Source organism: Sulfuricurvum sp. PD_MW2 (assembly GCF_002633015.1).
Classification (GTDB): domain Bacteria; phylum Campylobacterota; class Campylobacteria; order Campylobacterales; family Sulfurimonadaceae; genus Sulfuricurvum.
Genome location: NZ_NSIU01000020.1, coordinates 1 through 19,069, shown reverse-complemented (window position 1 = coordinate 19,069; position 19,069 = coordinate 1). Strand labels below are relative to the sequence as shown.

Genomic DNA, 19,069 nt, shown 5'->3' with positions numbered 1-19,069 from the left:
AAATTGTAATACAAATGCAATTTTTAGCGTTCGAAGATTGCAGAGGGCAAAAAGATACAAACGAATAAAAACATGCGTATTATCGATACAAATGAACAACTACTTCTACGTCAAAGTTTTGTCCAAAAGATCACAGCCCCTGAATATATCAGCAGCCTAGACCAAAATGTCCTAAAAGGGATCCATAATCTGCAATATTATGAAGAAGAGTGGAGCCAAATTCTTCATAAGGTTCATAACGAACCCTCTTTGGAAAATCTGTATCGATTTACAAACGGAATAATGGAAGTTTATGTGAAAGCTATCGACAATCTTGCAGAGTTTAAAACTTTGTCGTATGCGCTTTCATCGTTAAATACATTTATCAAAGAAAATGCAAATGAGATCCTAGCTGATCACAGGAAATTAAATACGTTAATAATGCTTGTTAAGCATTTATGGAGCGATCTTACATCATGGAGGGAACATATATTTTCATTGCAAGATGCAACAGATATCCATTATTTGGATAGTTCGTTTTTTAGTTCATGTATGCAAATTGAACAAATCGTCGGAAACAAAATGATCATGACCGATGATGATGAAATCGATTTTTTTTAAACCACACAACCAGGAGAATATAAAATGGGTAAAAGAGTGATTATCGTAGACGATTCGAGAGCTGTTGTTGCAACGGCAGAGCTCGCTTTGGATGGGCTTATTGGCAGTGGATCTATTGAATTCAAATCGTATTTGAACCCTATGGAACTATTAGGAGCGCTTCAAAACGGCAGTGAAAATTTTGACCTTTTAATCAGTGATGTCAACATGCCCGAAATGAATGGTCTTGAACTCGCACGCGCAATCAAATCGGATGATCGCTATAAAACCAAACCAATCATTATCCTAACTACCGAAAGTTCTGAACAAATGAAAATGACAGGAAAAGAGATCGGTGTTACCGGATGGATGGTGAAACCTTTCAATGATGAGAAACTTGTCAAATCAATCAAAATGGTATTAGGAGTCTGATATGGAACACTCTAAAACCCAGTCTAGAAGAGAACGGTATCTAACGTTTTTTCTAGGTGAGGAACAATACGGCATCGCGATTGATCGTATCAAAGAGATCATCGCCATTATGAAAGTGACCAACGTTCCAAAAACACCTGAGTATATGCGCGGAGTTATCAACCTAAGAGGATCGATAATCCCTGTCGTTGATACGCGCCTGCGTTTTGGGATGGAACCTAAAAATGAAGATATGCATACGGCTATCGTCATCGTAGAAGTGGAAAAAGTCAATATCGGGTTTATCGTTGATCGTGTCGAAGAGGTAGCAAGTATCGACAGTGCTAATCTGAGTGAACCGCCAAAATTCGGCAGTCATGTCGATTCAGATTTTATTTGTTCAATTGCACAAATAGATGAGAAAGTAATCATGATTTTGGATGTTTTAAAGCTTTTTGAAGCCGATGAACTCATTGGTATCGAACAAATTCAACAAACACACATTCAAGGAGAATAAGATGAACTGGTTAGAAAACATGGTACTGCAAAGCAAGTTGATTCTTTTAACTGCCGTTATGATGATCGCATTAACACTTCTAGGTTTTTTAGGGTACAACACAACCCAAAAATGGAACGAAAGTATTCATGTCGTGGGAGGGGTTAAAGTCCCATCTATTGTAGGAATCATGGAGATGCGTATCGGTATCAACCAAGTTGTTATCCAACAAAACCGTGTTCGAGGGCTTGATGGAGATCCGAAAATAAGTTCAAAACTCCAAGATGCGGTAGAACGTATGACCAAAGGATTTGATCGATACGAAAAAGGGCTAAAAATCTATGCTCCGCTTCCACAAACACCTGAAGAAGCTGCTGAGTGGAAAAAATTTGAAGAGAATTTTGGCAAATGGAAAGAGATGAGCCTGCAATTGCAATCAAATGTGCTCATTCCAATGTCTAAAACAGCTGATCCGGTAGCACTCAAAGCTTACTTTGACCAAATCGATATTTTCATCAATAGTAGCCGCGATATCCGTACTGCGGCATTCGAATCGATGGATGCCATCGCTAAAATCAATACTGAAACAGCGGATGAAGCCGTTAAAATTGCACAAAATGATGCAAATTCTGCGGTACAGATGACCGTTATGATCGTATTGATCGCTTTTGGTATTTCAATTACACTTTCAATGTTGATCATTCGCTCAATCACCCGTTCTATCACATCAAGCGTGACCTCTATCCGAGATGGTGCAATGCAAATCACCTCAGCATCGGATCAAGTGGCATCCTCGTCCTCTTCCTTGGCACAAGGTGCGAGTGAGCAGGCAAGCAGCGTCGAAGAGGTGAGTGCGACACTCGAAGAGAGCACCGCAATCAACACTCAAAATGTCGATAACGCACGACAAGCAGATATTTTGGCAAAAAATGCCAACGATGCAGCGCGTAACGGATATGAAAAAGGGGAGCAACTCTCCCAATCGATGCATTCGATCACCGAATCGGCAGCAAAAATCTCAGGAATCATCAAAACGATTGATCAAATCGCATTTCAAACCAATCTTTTGGCGCTCAATGCAGCTGTTGAGGCAGCTCGTGCGGGTGAACACGGTCTAGGATTCGCTGTAGTAGCAGACGAAGTTCGTAATTTGGCGCAACGTGCGGCATCCGCAGCAAAAGAGACTTCCGTAATCATTGAAGAAGTTGTCGGACAGATAAAAGAGGGGAATGAAATCGCCCTTGCAACGCATACCTCATTCCAAGAGATTGTTGAACAATCGAAAAAAGTATCCGATCTCATCGGGGAAATCGCAATCGCAGGGAAAGAACAAGCAGAAGGTATGAGTCAAATCAACCAGGCTATGGGACAAGTCGATCAAGTGACACAACAAGTAGCGGCCAATTCCGAAGAAGCAGCAGCAGCAGCCGAAGAGCTAAATGCACAAGCAACCTCTATGATGGAAACGGTTCGTATTCTTGCAGCGATGGTTGGAATGCAAAATGATACGCCGGTTCATGCCGTTAAAAAAATGAACCTGCACCATCTCGATCCGAATCCTTCCATTGCCAGTCGTCCAACGATGCAGCCTCAACGTAAAGCGATCCCTACAGCGCAAAAAGCGAGTGATGTTTTCCCGCTCTCTGAAGACGATCTGAAAGAGTTTTAAATGGAATTCGACGGAGACGCTCTTACCATCGATTTATCGATGGGAATAGATGAGATTAAAGAGTTCGAAGCGTTTGTCCGCCCACGTATCGACTACATCGATCGTATCGAAATAGGAGAGGGGGGAGAATTGAAAAGTAGTGCCCTTTTAGCTTTATTAATGAGCTTAAAAAAAACACGTCGAGAGATCGTTATCCCTTTTTTAGACAAAGGGGAATACCGATCCGGAACGTATGGAACCATTCATTGGATACATTATGACTAAACAAGAACAAGTCAAAGCTATTTTCATCGAAGAAGCTGGAGAAATTATTGAAAAGCTAGACATCAATATTCTCCGTTTCGAAGAAAATTCAACCGATTTTGATTTACTCAACGAGATCTTTCGCGGTGTGCATACGTTAAAAGGCAATGCCAATGCATTCGGATTTACCCGTTTGGGTGAGTTTGTTCACCATTTTGAAGATGTTCTTGACCATTACCGAAATACGCATGAAGTGATAGAACCCGAGCATCTTGAACTTTTTGTCGGCAGTGTAGACGTTATCAAAGAGGTAATGGAGTGTGAGCTTGATGCTCTGCCGAATCTTCCGACAGGTTATGCCGAATGTCTGGATAAGATCAAAGCGCTGATGTATTCAAAAAAATCACCGCAAAACTCTATACAAATATCTGAAGAACCAATGCAATTGAATGATTTGGCTTCAGAATTCGGATTTGATGACTCCTCTGATAATATGATTGTTCAGTGCATACAGAAACTTCAAACTACACCCAATGCTGATGGGGCTTGTCTCTATCGAATTGATTTAACCCTCGATGAAGATTGTTATAAACGTGGATTTGATCATCTGCTGTTTTTAAAACTTTTGGGTGAACGTGCTCTAGCAATTGAGAGTTTTTTCGATATGCAAAACATTCCACCGCTTGATGAATTTAAGCATGATGAAAACACTATAAAGAATGTCGTCATTCTTGTTTTAACAGTCTCAAGTTATGATGATATAGCAGAAAATTTTGAATACCTTTTTGATCATGAATATCGTATCCATGAGATTGTACCTATAGCACTGCCGGTTATGGAACAACCTATTGAACCCTCATCACCAATCAGTGTAACTCCGCAAAAAGAAGAAAAAAATGAGACGAATACTCCTAGCTCGACTGTGATCTCGGCTAAATCAACGATTCGTATCGATACGTTCAAATTAGATGAGTTGTTTGACTCTGTCGGAGAACTGGTGATTGCACAAAACTTTATTGCACAAAACAATAAAATCCGATCCATCGAAGATGAATCGATCAATCGAACGATTGAAACGCTTTCAAAGATCACCAAACGGATTCAAGATCGTGTCATGAGTTTACGTATGGTTGCGATTCGAGATACATTTGATAAAATGAAACGTGTGGTGCGTGACACCTCTAAAAAAACAGGAAAAGAACTCCATCTACATGTATTGGGAGAAGAGACAGAGATTGATAAAACGATGATCGACAGCCTCTCTGATCCATTAATCCATATCATACGAAATGCGATCGATCATGGTTTGGAAGCCAATGCGGCAGAACGTCTCAGCGTCGGTAAAAAAGAGGAGGGGAATATCACCCTTCGCGCCTATCACAAAAGCGGAAGTATTGTTATCAGTGTCAGTGATGATGGACGTGGCATCAATAAAGAGAAAGTGTTCAAAAAAGCGATTGAGCGAGGTATTATTACGGGAGATGAGAATCTCACCGATTCCCAAATCTTCGGTTTGATTATGCAGCCGGGGTTCTCTACCGCCGATGCGATCAGTGATCTCTCGGGTCGCGGAGTCGGATTGGATGTTGTAAAAACATCGATCGAAAAACTTCGGGGTAAAATCGAAATCGATTCAAAAGAGGGGGAAGGGACAACATTTTCCATGGTTCTGCCTCTTACCTTGGCCATCATTGATGGTATGCTGGTACAAGCCGCAGGCGAAATCTATATCATTCCGACATTGAGCGTTGTTGAGTCCTTTCGACCGGAACGTGATATTGTCCATGTTGTCAAAGGACAAGGTGAATTTGTCAGTTTACGGGGTCAGCATATTCCTGTCATCCGGCTCAGTGATGTATTTGAACTCACAACCGATCGGATTGAACCGTGGGAGGGTATTTTAGTGTGCGTCGAAACTGAAGCGGGACGAATCGCAGTAATGGTAGATGAGCTCGTAGGTAGACAGCAGGTGGTTATCAAACCACTGGGCAAAGCCCTCGCGAAACAGCGTGAAATCTCCGGTGGAGCGATACTCGGAAGCGGTGACATAGCATTGATCCTCAATGTCGATGAACTCCGTCCTATGATTGAGGCTGTTCATGGTTGAAATCGAACTTCGACAAGAAGAGTTTGAACTCTTTCGCAGCTATATCTATGAGAGAGTAGGGATCGCTCTTTCCGCTCAAAAAACAACACTAGTCAAAGGGCGATTGAACAAACGGCTCAATCAATTGGGTCTTTCGAATTTCAAAGATTATTACAACTATCTCATTGCTGATGAAAGCGGAGAAGAACTCTCTTTTTTTGTCAGTGCGATTTCGACAAACGTTACCTCATTTTTCCGAGAAAGTGCCCAGTGGAAGTGGCTGGAGAGCTATCTACCGGGACTCATCGCTTCCAAACGGGAAAAAAAGATCCGTATATGGTCAGCTGGGTGTTCCAGCGGAGAAGAACCCTATACTATTTTGATGTTTTTACAACACCATTTAAGTGATTTTGAACAGTGGGATATCAAAATCCTCGCTACCGATATTTCGCATAAAGTTCTCTCAAAAGCGATCAAAGGGGAATACGATGCAAAAACAGTGCAATCGCTTTCTCCCGATATGATTCGCAAAGCATTTGACAAAGTCCAAAGCGAACGAGGAGAAAGCTACCAAATCACATATCATCTTAGAGAAAAAGTGATGTTTCGTCTTTACAATCTCGTCACCGATCCGTTTTTTTTCAAAAACAGATTTGACATGATTTTTTGTCGAAACGTAATGATCTACTTTGATGACCCGACCCGACAGGAACTCATAGGGAGATTTACTACTCTATTGCCAAAAGGGGCTCCTTTGTTTTTAGGGAGTTCCGAATCATTGACAAGCCATCGTGATACACTAAAACTGATCGGTTCGTCAATTTATCAACGTTTATAAGGGATCAATAGTGGAAAATAGAGGCTGCGCCGTAACGATGAAAGAAGCAAAATTCGATACTCATGAACTTTTTTTCTCCATAACCGATTATGCAAGTACAATCCTCTCAGGAAACGAGGTATTTGTACGGATCAGCGGCTATCAAAAAGAAGAATTGATCGGACAATTTCATAATATCATTCGTCATCATGATATGCCAAAAGTGGTTTTTAAGACCCTGTGGGATCATTTGAAAAATGATAATCCCATCGTAGCTTATGTCAAAAACAAAACAAAAGAGGGGGGATTTTATTGGGTATTAGCGGCAGTCTTTCCTCTGGGAGAACGCTATGTTTCAATCCGTATCAAACCAAATTCTCCTATTTTTACTACCGTTCGAGAGCTCTATTTTAAACTCCTCATCGCTGAAAGCAAGGGTGGAATGGAATCGAGTGAACCTTTGATGTTAGAGTTACTCCAAGAAGTGGGATTCAGCGGATATGATCATTTCATGTCCAGTGCGCTTCTATCCGAATTAAATGAACGTAAAAAACTTTTATCGGATGTAGAATCCGATAATTTTGAAGCATTTCACTCCTCTTCCCCCTTATGTATCACACTCAAAATCCTCTTGAATTACAGCCAAACGTTGATGCAGCGATACGAGCAATGGTTTGAAAAAATCGAGATGTTTGAAGAGGTGAAATCGATGTTTGAAACCAAAGGTATTTTACTGAGATACCTCGCTCGCGACATTGTATTTCTCTCACTCAACGCATCGGTAGCATCCTACAAAGTCTCTTCGGGAGGCGAAACATTCGGTGTTTTGGCCAGTGATATTCGCGTCAATGCCAAAGAAAATGATCGACTCATCGAACACATTCATACCTTGGCGCTTTCTCTCTCCGACACATTGAATGAGTTTATCTTTACCGTTTCTTCACTACGTATTCAGATTGAAATGGTGACCTATTTTATCCAAGAGACGATTCAGAAAAAAAACGATACCTCTATCCAAGAACTGAGTGAAAACCTCGATACATTGGTCTCATTGGTATTACTTTATAATCAAAAGCTTGATACGTTACACCAAAAAATGGACTGCTTTATCCAAGAGAGTCTTAACCAGTTAGAACAATTAGAACAACAGGTAATGTATTTGGGATATATACAAGTCTATGGATTGATCGAAGCAGCCAGCAACGACAATGAGACCATTGGATTTGAAGGGATTTTTTCCCAACTAAAATCGTTAATTCAAAATACTTCAGAAGAGGTAAGTCAAATGCAAAAAATGGGAATTAATTTTCATACCGAAAATCGTTCTCTTCTTCAAAAATCCAATGCAGTTACGACAATGATTCATCAATTTCAACGTGAATCGGAACGCATCAAAACTATGGAAGTATCACAATGAGCACCATTGAAAATAACGAAGTCGCTTTTCTAAGCCGAAAACTTCTCGAAATCAACAAACAATTAATGGCAAGTGAAAGGGCAAAATCTCATTTTTTGTCTCTGATCGCGAGTGAACTGAACAATCCGATGACTGCACTTTTAGGGATGATACCTCATCTCATGCCGCCATCAGACGATCCGCGTTATGGAATCTTTGAATTAGCACACGAAGAGGTGCTCCTTTTAGAATCCCGTATAGAAAATCTTGTCGCAGCAGCTGAAATCGAAAGCGGTATGGTTGATGTAACCTACGCAACCGTTGATCCGGTGACATTAATAGATGAAGTGACATCAGGGTTCAAATATAAACTCAAACGTAAAAATTTAACTATCAGTGTTGAAAGTACTCTGGAAGACAAGATTGTATCTGATCCAAAAAAGCTCTATCTTATTCTCAAAAATGTAATCGCCAACGCCTGTGATTATGGAGATTCCAATGCTACGGTAAATATTACAATAACAACGGTCGATGAGAAAGTTGTTTTTGCTATAAAAAACCAAGGTAAAGCACCCAATGTGGAGTTCAAACCCCAGATATTTACCCGCTTTGCCCATGGCATGGAAGGGTTACACGGCTTGGGACTTGGACTTAGTATCGCACGTGAGTTTTGTGAAAGAATGGAGGGGAACATCGATTATGATGTTGATTCATCCAGTGTAACCTTTAGCGTTACGTTACCGATTCAAAGACAACAAGCATGTTCAGATGCCTGCGGTTCCAACGAGTTCTTGTTTGAATCGTTTGAGGGTGCAATAGAACTCTAATGATACAAGGAAATTCAACATTTATCCATGTAGGACAGATTCATATTGATAAAGCCCCATCCGCTATCTCTACAGTGCTTGGATCATGCGTATCAGTGTGCCTCTATGACAGTAAATTGGGAATAGGGGGGATGAATCATTATCTTCTCCCTTTTTGGAACGGAAACGGGCTCCAATCACCGAAATTCGGCAATATCTCCATCCCGAAAATGATCGAACAAATGATAGCCAGAGGATCTTCATCCAAAACGATGGAAGCCAAAATTTTCGGAGGTGCTTCTCTAAATATCGGAGCTTCAGAAACAATGATGATCGGTGAAAAAAATATTTTGGTTGCCAAAGAGATCCTCAAAGAGTATCGTATCCCTATCATCGCAGAAGATGTCGGAGGGCAAACTGGACGTAAAATACAATTTAATCTGGAACGGGGAAAAGTTTTGATGAAATACGCTACCCGCACTGAGCTATAAGGGACTATAAAATGGCAATACGTGTTTTAATTGTGGATGACAGTGCAACTGCTCGTGCAGTATTGCGTGAAATCTTAGAAAGTGATCCCTCTATTGAAGTGGTCGCAACAGCGTCTGATGCATTTGTAGCACGTGATAAGATCGTTGAACTGAAACCGGATGTCATCTGTTTGGATGTCGAAATGCCTCGTATGGATGGGATCACCTTTTTAAAACGGCTGATGCACTATATGCCTCTACCGGTCATTATGGTCTCATCACTTACCCAATCAGGTGCAAAAACAACGCTTGAAGCACTCGAAGCGGGTGCAGTAGATTTTGTCGGTAAACCCCACTCGCATATCTATGATGGCAAAGATGAAATGCGAGAAGAACTGCTCACTAAAATCAAATTAGCTTCAAAAGCAAAAGTACGTCAACACATTCTACAAGACATGAGACAAGCGAATGCTACTTCGTTAGCTGAAACAACCAATAAAATCTTAGCTATCGGTGCATCGACAGGTGGTACGGAAGCGCTCAAAGATGTATTGATCGGACTGCCTCGAAATGCCCCTGGAACGGTCATCGTACAACATATGCCGGCCAATTTCACAGGCCCCTTTGCAGAGAGATTAAACTCTCTGTGTGCGATGGAAGTGCGTGAAGCCCGTAACGGTGATTCGATCACACCGGGAGTTGTTCTTATTGCTCCTGGCGATTATCATATGGTGGTACGTCGATCCGGGGCCAGATACTATGTGGAAATCGGGAGCGGTGAAAAGATTTCAGGCCATAGACCATCAGCCGATGTCTTGCTCAACTCCGTTGCGAAAATTGCCGGAGCCAATGCCATCGGCGTTATTCTCACAGGAATGGGAGCTGATGGGGCACGTGGTCTTTTGGCAATGCGTAATGCCGGAGCGAAAACCATCGGACAAAACGAAGAAAGTTGTGTGGTATACGGTATGCCAAAAGTTGCTTATGACATCGGTGCAGTGGAGAAACAATTGCCGTTAGATCAGATCGCACAAGGTATTTTAGCTTCTATTTGAACGCTGTGATTTTTTTATGACTTTATACCTCTATGATTATAAAATTAAAACTCTAGGATATGAGAAATGATATCGCCAAAAGATGTAAAAACGTTTTCGCAAGATTTGTCGTTGCTCTACGTTGAGGACAATGATACCGTACGTGAAGAGACCGCTGAAATTTTTAAACTCCTGTTTGCCAAAGTAGACTTAGCCAATAACGGAGAAGAGGGGCTCAAAAAATACAATGACGAAAAATATGACATCGTCATTACCGATATCAATATGCCGAAAATCAACGGGATTGAGATGATTGCTCATATCCGCGAAATCAATCCTGAACAAAAGATTATCGCTATTTCTGCACACGACGAATCAGACATATTAATCAATATGATGCGTAATGGAGTCAGTACATTCATTCTCAAACCGATTAATATGAATGAGCTTTTACAAATCATCTATCCAGTATGTCGTGATGCGGCAGCACAAAATCTGAATGCACAGCTTTTTGAAGAGTTAAACGAAGAGCATAAAAAATATAAAAAGATTGTGACGAAACTGATGCAACATCTCCGCACCGTTGAGATTAAAAACGAACAGATTGAAAAGCTCTATGCTCAAACCAATCATACTGATCAATCACAAATGCTCCAAGAATATTTCGCAAAAGACGAAGAGTGTGAAAATGAAAAAGTTGTTTTTCTCAATGATGATACCGAAGAGATGGTTGATATCTTAGGAGAAATCCCCGATCAACTCTCTCGATATGTGACCGATAAAGAGGTCCGCTATATTCACACCGTACGTGAAGACATTGGAAAACTTGCCAATATTTTGTACCATTACACCCCATTTTTAGATCCATTGGCAAAAAGTCTCGAAGAGCTGGCCTCAGTGATTGAAGATGAAAAAGAGTTCATTCTAAAACTCGACACAAAACCCGATCAGATTCTCTCACTTTTTGATGCTATCTGTATCGATTTGAGTCTCTACGTCAAACGTTTTTCGATAGAAAGCATGGCAATGAAAAATATCCATCATATCCATCAGCCAACCACGCTCAGTATCCAACAGATTATCGGTATTATTCGCCCAGATTTAGCTGATGACGGTGGCGACATTGACTTTTTTTAATCTTAGTTTGATTCGTCTCAAACGAATCTATACGCGATTAAGGATCGTGTTAAATGATAAAATCGCTGGAAATGAATTCATCCTCAGCCATTATTTCTCATTTTTTAGTTTTTTCTTCTCCATCCTCATTATTGTCAGTGTTTGGTATTTTTCTGAGCGCTATTTTTTTAACCAAGCACAAAACAAATTCGAACATTATGTCAATCAAGAAGCTTCAACACTCAAAAACCGTCTCCAAGAGTACGAAAACACGCTCCATAGCGGTGTCGGCTTTTTCGAAGCGAGTGATGATGTTACTCGAACCGATTGGTACCGTTTTGTCAAATCGATCAATTTAAAGCGTTATTGTCCTGGAATTCAGGGAATGGGTTATTCTATGGTTATCCCCCCATCCAAGCTCGATTCAACCCTAGATAAAATCCACCGTGAAGGATATGCATCCTTTGAAATCAAACCGAAAGGGCAAAGAGATCTTTATACGTCTATCATCTATTTAGAACCGCTCGATCAACGTAACCAAGCCGCCATCGGATACGACATGTTTTCGGAACCGGTTCGCCGTGAGGCGATGGAACGGGCAAGAGACACCGGTAAACCTGCTTTATCAGGCAAAGTGACTCTTGTGCAGGAAATTGACAAAAAAGATATCCAAGCCGGTGTTTTGATGTATCTTCCCTATTATGCAGAAGATACGAATATAAATACTCTCGAAAATCGTCGCAAAGAGTTGTTGGGATATGTCTATGCTCCGTTTCGAATGGGCGATTTTATCAAAGCCAATTTTAGCCATGATGCCATCATGAATATTGAAATTTATGACGGAGCAAAAAGAGACGAAAATAATCTCCTATATAAATCTCAAAAAACATCCCCCTATACTTCCGAACATCATGCACATAGAGTTATTAACGTAGGCGGACAGGCATGGCATATCTATTACTCAAGCACTTCGGATTTTGATGCACGCAATAATAGTTTATATCCTATTTTATTCGCGATGCTTGGGCTTATCATGTATTTGTTTATGGCGCTTATCATTGTCGAGTTGCTCAAAAAACGTTTACTCCTCAAACGCTCCACCGAAAACCTGAGAAATGAAAAAAATAAAGCTCACGGCTATCTCGACATCGTTGAAGTGATGGTTTTGGTTCTGGATATACACTTCAAAATACAACTGATAAACCGCAGAGGATGCGAAATCATTGGCTATAGCGCTGAAGAAGCGATCGGCAAAAATTTTTTCGATCTGTTTATTCCACAAAGAATCCATGAACAGCTTCGCAATATCACACTTCATATGATACAAAATGCAAACGATAGATTTGAGTACAATGAAAATCCGATACGAACCAAAAGCGGTGAAGAACGGCTAATCGCATGGCGAAACCGTGTTTTGAAAGATGAATCGGGGAAAATAATAGGTTTATTGAGTTCAGGAGAAGATATCACTGAAATACGACGCGCTCAAGAGCAGCTTCAAGAGAGTGAAGAGTTTTATCGTACCGTTGTGGGTGCGATTGAAGAGTCAATCGTTATCTTACATAATAATATCGTTGTCGATTGCAACGATTTAGCACTCAGACTCTTTGATATGTCACGAGAAACCTTCATCGACGAGTCTATTTTTGATACGGTATATGAAATCGAATGCAAAGATGATTTATTTGAAAATTACCTTTTAGCCGCTGTTAATGGCGAGTTCATCTCAAAACGATGTACATTTAGACTACGTACCGATCCAAACCGAATCAAGATTGTCGAATGTTCATTTTCTCCGTTTACACTCAATGGTGAAAACAGAATCGTAATGATTTCGAGAGATATAACACAAAAAGTCGAAGAAGAAAAATTTCTTGCCCTACATGCACGACAAGCTCAAATGGGAGAAATGATCTCCATGATCGCGCACCAATGGCGGCAGCCTTTGGCTATTATCAATGCCATTACAACTCAAATGCGCCTAAAAGCAATGATTAGCGAAACGGCTGATAATGACTTTGTCGATAACCTCGTAAAAATCGAGCAGCAAAGCGCCCATCTCTCACAAACAATCTCCGATTATCGAGACTTTTTCCGACCGGATAAACCAAAAGAGCGCTTTTATGTATTATCGTTGATAAAAAATGCCCTTAATTTGATCGACCACACCTTAAAAAATCACTCCATCTACATTGATATGGAACAATCATGCAATCCTGTTTTATATACATATCGCAACGAGCTGCTTCAAGTGATTCTAGTATTACTGAAAAATGCAATGGATGCATTTATGGATAACGGCATTATGCGCGGTGAAATCGTCATCCATGTACTTCAAAAGGATAACTCTTGTATCATATCAATCCGCGATAACGGTGGAGGGATACCAAAAGAGATCTTCTACAAACTTTTCAGTCCCTATTTCACAACAAAAAATGAAACTTATGGAACCGGATTGGGACTATATATGAGCCGAATCATTATTGAAGATCATTGTGATGGACATATTGAAGCCGCCAGTATAGAAAAGACGACAACATTCACGATTACAATCCCGTGTGAAGGAATTCAATGCAATTTAGAGAAATGATTCAGCATCTTTCAAAACATGCTAAAGATATGAGTGTCCTCTATGTCGAAGACGAACCGCTCATTCGAGAAAATATATCGCTCTTGCTTGAAGGTATTTTTGAAAAAGTTATCATTGCATCGAATGGAAGAGAAGGGCTGGATCTGTTTCAACAGCACCCTGTTGATATTGTAATTACCGACATCTTGATGCCTGAAATGAACGGTGTCATTATGATTCGCAGTATAAAAGAGATCTATCCGGAACAACATTTCATTGTTACATCTGCGTGTGAAGAGAGCAGTTATCTCTTAGAACTTATCAACCTTGGCGTTGCTCAATTCCTCTTAAAACCTATCCAATCGGAACAAATCGTTCGTGTCTTGCTTGAAGTAGTCAATAATCTCTATAATGAACGCACGGTGCGTGAATTCACACTCCATCTGCAACAAGATTTATTACATCAAACCACATTGCTCGAACAGTACAAAGAAGTCGTTGATGTTTCGTCTATCGTGATCAAAACCGATTTATACGGAAATATTATTTATACCAATGAATTGTTCACAAAAATCAGCGGATTCTCTCATGATGAAGTGATACAGGATGGTCACAAACTACTGCAACATCCTGAAATTAATTCTGAATTTTATGAAGAACTTTGGCAAACAATCCGTTCCGGAAAAACATGGCAAGGTATAATCAAAAATCTCAAAAAAGATGGAAACCACTACATCACCGATACGACAATCAAACCGATTTTGGATGAATTCGAACAAATTATTGAATATATCAGCATCAGCCACGATATTACCGAACTCTTTGATCTAAACGAGGAGATTTGGCAAACGCAGCACGAAATACTCTCTTCGCTCGGTGAAGTAGGTGAGACAAGATCCCATGAGACAGGCAATCACGTTCGTCGTGTTGCAAAATACGCACAATTATTGGGTGAACTTTGTGGACTCGATGAGGAGCAGATACGTCTTCTCTACAGTGCTTCTCCTATGCATGACATTGGAAAAATCGGCATTCCGGATGCGATTTTGCTTAAACCGGGCAAGCTTGATATTAACGAATATAAAATAATGAAAACCCATAGTATGCTGGGATACGATATATTCAAAAATTCATCAAGACCGCTTTTGCAAGCAGCTGCAATCATTGCAAAAGAACACCATGAAAAATGGGATGGAAGCGGATACCCCTATGGTCTTCATGGTGAAAATATCCATATTTATGGTCGGATAGTTGCTTTAGCCGATGTTTTTGATGCACTTAGTTGCGAGCGTGTCTATAAAAAAGCTTGGCCTATGGAACAAATTATACAATTCATCTCAAATGAAAAAGGGAAACATTTTGATCCAAACTTGGTAGAGATGTTTATCAACAATATCGATCAATTCAGATCGATAGCTGCTGAATTGCAAGATTAAAAGAGCAGGGCACTTATGGCTAAAATAACCGAATTTAAAAATCTCTCCGTCCTCTATGCTGAAGATGACAGCCAATTACGCGAGATCACTACAAAAACACTGGAAATGGTAGTCGGACAAGTTTTTTCCGTTTGTGATGGGAATGATGCGCTAAGTATTTATGAAAACAATCGTATTGACATTGTCATTCTCGATATTCATATGGGTTCCATCAGCGGTATCGACGTTGCAAAGGCCATACGGTTAAAAAATGATAAGATTCCCATTGTGATTGTCTCAGGTTCCATTGCAACACAAGATTTGCTGGAAGCGTGCAAACTCAATCTTGTCGAATACATTCATAAACCGATCGAGTTTAATGCTCTGATTAAAGTTCTGTATTTGGCAGTTGATCGTCTCAAATCACAAGGGATGCTCATTGCGAAAATAAACGACAGCGTTTCGTATGATTATTTTGCGAAATCCTTTATCTATCCAAACGGCGACAAGATAGCGTTGACTAAAAATGAAATCAGTGCGATTGAACTTCTTTTATCCCACCGTGAACAAATCGTCACCTATGAAACGTTTGCCTACGTTTTTGAAGAAGAGATGTCAGATGGAGCATTGAAAAACCTCATACTACGTATCCGTAAAAAAATGGGAGATGACAGCAATCTGCGCAATCTGGCAAAAATCGGATATTCGCTCGTATAAGTATACGGCTTTTCGTATATGATATTTTTTAAATATAATATATATTATGTTAACCAAAATGGATAAATTATGGAATCATCGAAAGAACAACTTATTTCAGATATAGAAAATCTACTCAACCGATACGATGGAATCAAACCCACCTATATCAACCCTGATCTTCTTCAATTCATGGATCGACAGTCTCTTCTGCACATTATAGATTCACTCTTAAAGCAGCAAGAAAAAACAAACGAAAGCAACATTGAATGGCTTGAACAGTTTAAACAGTATTAACTATAAAAAACGTATCACTAAATCAGTTTTTTTAAGGTTCTACTAAAAAATACAATATATAATAACAACAATATTCCACAGTGATATTTTTTAACATATCACTAAAATTCATAAAAAAGGTGTTACATGTCTTCAAACGTAGATTTAATTCAACTTACTGAACAAACTAAAAAATTGACTGCAATGGTCGTAGAAGATGAAGTCGTTGCAAATGATCTTCTAAGCTCAACATTCAAGAATTTTTTCGCTGAAGTAAGTTCAGCTTACAATGGTGCAGATGCATTGCGTATGTATGAGAAAATGAACCCGGATATTATCTTTGTTGATATCATCATGCCTGAAATCGATGGTATTGAACTTGCGCGCCGTATTCGTGCGATCAACCCTTCACAAATCATAATCGTTATCTCTGCGAGCAACGATATCCAAAAAATTTCCGAGTCAATCGAAGTTGGTGTGAACAGCTTTATCCAAAAACCTATCGATACGAAAAAAATCCTCGAGATGTTACAAAATATCACTAGCTTAGTCGCTAAACGCAAAAAAATCGAAACTAAAACCTTCTCAATCTCATTGCCATTAGATGTTTATGAACTAGTTGATGACAATGCAAAAGCGGAAAGTATCTCTAAAAATGCGGTCATTATCCGCGCTCTACGCTCTTTTTACAACGACTAACCTCCCCTCTTCCCGTTTTGGGAAGAAAAATAAGCATATTTATCTTTTTTTCAGCATTGAATCAATATAATTTCAGCTCAGGTTCACCTGATTCCTTTTCTTTATTAAAGTGGCCCCATCATCTAATGGTTAGGATTCCAGATTTTCATTCTGGCCATAGGGGTTCGAATCCCCTTGGGGTCACCACTTTAAACTCCCTATTTACCGTACTTTCAAGCACTTTAAGTTTTGTTGGGTGACCATTTGGGTGACCACTTTTTGCCTTAAGTTTTCTCAAGCAATCTGATTTCTTTCAATAATTCTATTTACTTCAACCGCTTTGTAAAACAGTTTTCCGCCGAATTTATAATAGGGAATCTCCCCATTCATTCTCATTTTTGCCAATGTCGATTTATTAAATGCAAAAAGGGTGATTAGCTCCCCTTCGGTAATGAACTCTTTTTCAGGCTGTATCAGTGCTTTTAATTGTTCCATCACTTTGTTTTGAAATGCAACTAAGTCACTTTTGGTAATCAAATCTATTGTTGCCATTGCCCTGCCCTTATGAAGCCAGTTCGTTTTCTTTAAATGTTTTACGACGTTTAGCCTCTTCAAAAAACCAATAATCAAGCCGTATACCATTCAAATGACATTTATGCTCAAATGCCATATACTCTTTAATAGCATCATCACCCGTATATACATAGAGTTTTCTCTTCATGCGTTCTAAGGGCAAATTGAGTTGTAAAAACTCTTTTATGGTATAGCTATCTTTAATATGTTCCCATATAGGAAGCGTTTTTGCTCTATAGCGATTATCCGATGACAATTCTTTATCTGTTACAGTGTTCAGATCAACTAAGCGTATAGCATCCATACTCTGTTTAAAAAGTGTTTCCGCATTGGCAAGGGCATCATCAACAGTTTTAATGTTGAAACGCTTTAGATACGCTCTATGGATTTCAAATTCAATGTTTGTAATTGGCTCATTCAAAGAAAGACCATTGTTGAAGAAGTATTCGTTCATGATCTCTTTTTTCTTTGACTTTTTCAATTCAGTGAGTTTGTCATACATACGGAACATGAAAGGGTTGCTTCCAATATAGATTGTTTCATTTCTACGACTTAATGCGATCTCTTTAATGATTGTTTCTCGCTTCAACTGACGGGCAATAAACATATCTGTATTGACCCATGAGAAGTCAGCTTGTACAAATACGTTCAAGTCGATTCGGGTAATGGGTCGTAATCCCGTAATAAATCCTTTGACTACATTATCAGCAAGTGCCAACACTGCACTTAATCCAATACTATAGTTTCCTATTCCGTTAATCTGCACTTGAATATCATTGAGCTGACGAACCGTATCAGGACTTTTGAATCCAAATGTGAAAAGATTATCTATACTGTTGAGCCAGTAAAAATAATCTTTGAATCCGCCGTAATAGAACTTAAAGCCGTTGATTTCAACTGCGATGTCGTTATTCTTATATGGGATGTCTTTTTTTGAAAAGTGAGCTTTTCCATCTTCGATCTGATCGAGTATATCTAGAAACAGATTGATGTAATCAGCATTTGTTTCATAAAAAAAGTAAAGGGTATCAATTCCACCGACAGTTTTTGCTGTTGCAGAAAGTGTGTTTATATCAAGTAAATGCATTTTTCTTTTTCTCCATTTTTATAGCATTTGATGTGAGGAACGGAGTGTTACCAAAAACACTCCGAAAGCCTTGTCGAAAACCTCGACCTCTAACACGTGAAAATATTTTCTAAATGTTTGCAAACACGAAAAGCTATAAAAAAATAAAAAATTAGACAATAGTAAACTTGAAGCTCTGTAATCCCATATTTCAGGGAGTAAAATTCAAAAAACTTTACTATGTAGCAAAATAGTTGAATTTTTTTTGCAAGATTTTTATCAATATGGGGGAAAATGACTCCAAAGTGCTCGGCGCTTCGACCAGCGAGCAACCTAAAAAGACGTTTGAATTTAATCGACAGGGTTACGCCTACGGCTTATCTATGAATGGGAAAGTATTTTTATGTGGTGACTATGGCTGAATAGCCGAATCGCCGCATGGAGGGGCACGCCCCAGGCGGCTTGCTCAATCGGCATCAGCCAGTCTCACCAATAGTGTCCGCACGTTCGTGCTTCCGTACTATGGGTCAGGGGGATTCTCCCCCGCAGACAGCCCCCTATTCTTTATGGTCAGTTAAATTCAAAAGTTTGTTACATATTTGCTTACCAGTTATTCTTTCATGATTATCTATAACTGAACTCAATTTTTTATCAAGAAGCAATAACTCAATAT

19 protein-coding genes and 1 tRNA gene are annotated in these 19,069 nt (G+C 39.6%); 18 read left to right on the top strand and 2 right to left on the bottom strand.

Annotated features, from left to right (window positions below):
* Nucleotides 1–72 precede the first annotated feature (72 nt).
* The 18 genes from CJD30_RS09015 (at nucleotide 73) to CJD30_RS08930 (ending at nucleotide 16,964) form a co-directional block, all read left to right on the top strand.
* Complete coding sequence (locus tag CJD30_RS09015; RefSeq protein WP_294918456.1) at nucleotides 73–600, top strand: hypothetical protein; 528 nt, start codon at nucleotides 73–75, stop codon at nucleotides 598–600.
* Nucleotides 601–624: 24 nt separating this feature from the next.
* A complete protein-coding gene (locus tag CJD30_RS09010) occupies nucleotides 625–1,011 on the top strand; it encodes a response regulator (protein ID WP_294918455.1) in 387 nt (128 codons plus the stop codon).
* A gap of 1 nt (nucleotide 1,012) precedes the next feature.
* Nucleotides 1,013–1,507 (top strand): chemotaxis protein CheW, encoded by a 495-nt coding sequence (locus CJD30_RS09005; protein WP_294918454.1) that lies wholly within the window; start codon nucleotides 1,013–1,015, stop codon nucleotides 1,505–1,507.
* Between the two features lies 1 nt (nucleotide 1,508).
* Complete coding sequence (locus CJD30_RS09000) at nucleotides 1,509–3,155, top strand: methyl-accepting chemotaxis protein (RefSeq protein WP_294918453.1); 1,647 nt, start codon at nucleotides 1,509–1,511, stop codon at nucleotides 3,153–3,155.
* Nucleotides 3,156–3,419 carry a hypothetical protein gene (locus CJD30_RS08995; RefSeq protein ID WP_294918452.1) on the top strand — a complete coding sequence of 88 codons (264 nt, stop codon included), beginning with the start codon at nucleotides 3,156–3,158 and terminating at the stop codon, nucleotides 3,417–3,419.
* Nucleotides 3,412–5,505, top strand: coding sequence for a chemotaxis protein CheA (locus CJD30_RS08990; protein ID WP_294918451.1), 2,094 nt, complete (start codon nucleotides 3,412–3,414; stop codon nucleotides 5,503–5,505). The genes CJD30_RS08995 and CJD30_RS08990 overlap by 8 nt, the downstream gene beginning before the upstream one ends.
* Nucleotides 5,498–6,322 (top strand): protein-glutamate O-methyltransferase CheR, encoded by an 825-nt coding sequence (locus CJD30_RS08985; protein ID WP_294918450.1) that lies wholly within the window; start codon nucleotides 5,498–5,500, stop codon nucleotides 6,320–6,322. The genes CJD30_RS08990 and CJD30_RS08985 overlap by 8 nt, the downstream gene beginning before the upstream one ends.
* Before the next feature lie 10 nt (nucleotides 6,323–6,332).
* Entirely contained in the window at nucleotides 6,333–7,718 is a 1,386-nt protein-coding gene (locus tag CJD30_RS08980) for a PAS domain-containing protein (RefSeq protein ID WP_294918449.1), read from the top strand.
* Nucleotides 7,715–8,524: a HAMP domain-containing sensor histidine kinase gene (locus CJD30_RS08975; protein WP_294918448.1), complete on the top strand. Its 810-nt coding sequence runs from the start codon at nucleotides 7,715–7,717 to the stop codon at nucleotides 8,522–8,524. The genes CJD30_RS08980 and CJD30_RS08975 overlap by 4 nt, the downstream gene beginning before the upstream one ends.
* A complete protein-coding gene (locus CJD30_RS08970; RefSeq protein ID WP_294918447.1) occupies nucleotides 8,524–8,994 on the top strand; it encodes a chemotaxis protein CheD in 471 nt (156 codons plus the stop codon). Before CJD30_RS08975 ends, CJD30_RS08970 begins: the two co-directional genes overlap by 1 nt.
* A gap of 11 nt (nucleotides 8,995–9,005) precedes the next feature.
* On the top strand, nucleotides 9,006–10,028 hold the full coding sequence (locus tag CJD30_RS08965) for a chemotaxis response regulator protein-glutamate methylesterase (RefSeq protein WP_294918446.1): 1,023 nt from the start codon (nucleotides 9,006–9,008) through the stop codon (nucleotides 10,026–10,028).
* Nucleotides 10,029–10,094: 66 nt separating this feature from the next.
* Nucleotides 10,095–11,144: a response regulator gene (locus tag CJD30_RS08960; protein ID WP_294918445.1), complete on the top strand. Its 1,050-nt coding sequence runs from the start codon at nucleotides 10,095–10,097 to the stop codon at nucleotides 11,142–11,144.
* A 46-nt stretch (nucleotides 11,145–11,190) separates the two neighbouring features.
* Entirely contained in the window at nucleotides 11,191–13,713 is a 2,523-nt protein-coding gene (locus tag CJD30_RS08955) for a CHASE domain-containing protein (protein WP_294918444.1), read from the top strand.
* Nucleotides 13,695–15,128 (top strand): HD domain-containing phosphohydrolase, encoded by a 1,434-nt coding sequence (locus tag CJD30_RS08950; protein WP_294918443.1) that lies wholly within the window; start codon nucleotides 13,695–13,697, stop codon nucleotides 15,126–15,128. Before CJD30_RS08955 ends, CJD30_RS08950 begins: the two co-directional genes overlap by 19 nt.
* Nucleotides 15,129–15,143: 15 nt before the next feature.
* A complete protein-coding gene (locus CJD30_RS08945) occupies nucleotides 15,144–15,824 on the top strand; it encodes a response regulator (protein ID WP_294918442.1) in 681 nt (226 codons plus the stop codon).
* A 69-nt stretch (nucleotides 15,825–15,893) separates the two neighbouring features.
* Complete coding sequence (locus CJD30_RS08940; protein ID WP_294918441.1) at nucleotides 15,894–16,100, top strand: hypothetical protein; 207 nt, start codon at nucleotides 15,894–15,896, stop codon at nucleotides 16,098–16,100.
* 126 nt (nucleotides 16,101–16,226) lie between these two features.
* A complete protein-coding gene (locus tag CJD30_RS08935; RefSeq protein ID WP_294918440.1) occupies nucleotides 16,227–16,778 on the top strand; it encodes a response regulator in 552 nt (183 codons plus the stop codon).
* Nucleotides 16,779–16,889: 111 nt separating this feature from the next.
* Nucleotides 16,890–16,964: transfer RNA gene (locus CJD30_RS08930), tRNA-Glu, on the top strand.
* Between the two features lie 87 nt (nucleotides 16,965–17,051).
* Here CJD30_RS08930 and CJD30_RS08925 read toward each other — a convergent pair.
* The gene (locus CJD30_RS08925) at nucleotides 17,052–17,309 is read right to left on the bottom strand and encodes a hypothetical protein (RefSeq protein ID WP_294918439.1); all 258 of its coding nucleotides are present in this window, start codon (nucleotides 17,307–17,309) and stop codon (nucleotides 17,052–17,054) included.
* Between the two features lie 10 nt (nucleotides 17,310–17,319).
* Nucleotides 17,320–18,417 (bottom strand): hypothetical protein, encoded by a 1,098-nt coding sequence (locus tag CJD30_RS08920; protein WP_294918438.1) that lies wholly within the window; start codon nucleotides 18,415–18,417, stop codon nucleotides 17,320–17,322.
* Nucleotides 18,418–19,069 lie beyond the last annotated feature (652 nt).

Bases quoted from the DNA above. Each gene is read 5' to 3' on its own strand.
- CJD30_RS09015 (WP_294918456.1), top strand. From the start codon at position 73: ATGCGTATTATCGATACAAATGAACAACTACTTCTACGTCAAAGTTTT.
- CJD30_RS09010 (WP_294918455.1), top strand. From the start codon at position 625: ATGGGTAAAAGAGTGATTATCGTAGACGATTCGAGAGCTGTTGTTGCA.
- CJD30_RS09005 (WP_294918454.1), top strand. From the start codon at position 1,013: ATGGAACACTCTAAAACCCAGTCTAGAAGAGAACGGTATCTAACGTTT.
- CJD30_RS09000 (WP_294918453.1), top strand. From the start codon at position 1,509: ATGAACTGGTTAGAAAACATGGTACTGCAAAGCAAGTTGATTCTTTTA.
- CJD30_RS08995 (WP_294918452.1), top strand. From the start codon at position 3,156: ATGGAATTCGACGGAGACGCTCTTACCATCGATTTATCGATGGGAATA.
- CJD30_RS08990 (WP_294918451.1), top strand. From the start codon at position 3,412: ATGACTAAACAAGAACAAGTCAAAGCTATTTTCATCGAAGAAGCTGGA.
- CJD30_RS08985 (WP_294918450.1), top strand. From the start codon at position 5,498: ATGGTTGAAATCGAACTTCGACAAGAAGAGTTTGAACTCTTTCGCAGC.
- CJD30_RS08975 (WP_294918448.1), top strand. From the start codon at position 7,715: ATGAGCACCATTGAAAATAACGAAGTCGCTTTTCTAAGCCGAAAACTT.
- CJD30_RS08970 (WP_294918447.1), top strand. From the start codon at position 8,524: ATGATACAAGGAAATTCAACATTTATCCATGTAGGACAGATTCATATT.
- CJD30_RS08965 (WP_294918446.1), top strand. From the start codon at position 9,006: ATGGCAATACGTGTTTTAATTGTGGATGACAGTGCAACTGCTCGTGCA.
- CJD30_RS08960 (WP_294918445.1), top strand. From the start codon at position 10,095: ATGATATCGCCAAAAGATGTAAAAACGTTTTCGCAAGATTTGTCGTTG.
- CJD30_RS08950 (WP_294918443.1), top strand. From the start codon at position 13,695: ATGCAATTTAGAGAAATGATTCAGCATCTTTCAAAACATGCTAAAGAT.
- CJD30_RS08945 (WP_294918442.1), top strand. From the start codon at position 15,144: ATGGCTAAAATAACCGAATTTAAAAATCTCTCCGTCCTCTATGCTGAA.
- CJD30_RS08940 (WP_294918441.1), top strand. From the start codon at position 15,894: ATGGAATCATCGAAAGAACAACTTATTTCAGATATAGAAAATCTACTC.
- CJD30_RS08935 (WP_294918440.1), top strand. From the start codon at position 16,227: ATGTCTTCAAACGTAGATTTAATTCAACTTACTGAACAAACTAAAAAA.
- CJD30_RS08925 (WP_294918439.1), bottom strand. From the start codon at position 17,309: ATGGCAACAATAGATTTGATTACCAAAAGTGACTTAGTTGCATTTCAA.
- CJD30_RS08920 (WP_294918438.1), bottom strand. From the start codon at position 18,417: ATGCATTTACTTGATATAAACACACTTTCTGCAACAGCAAAAACTGTC.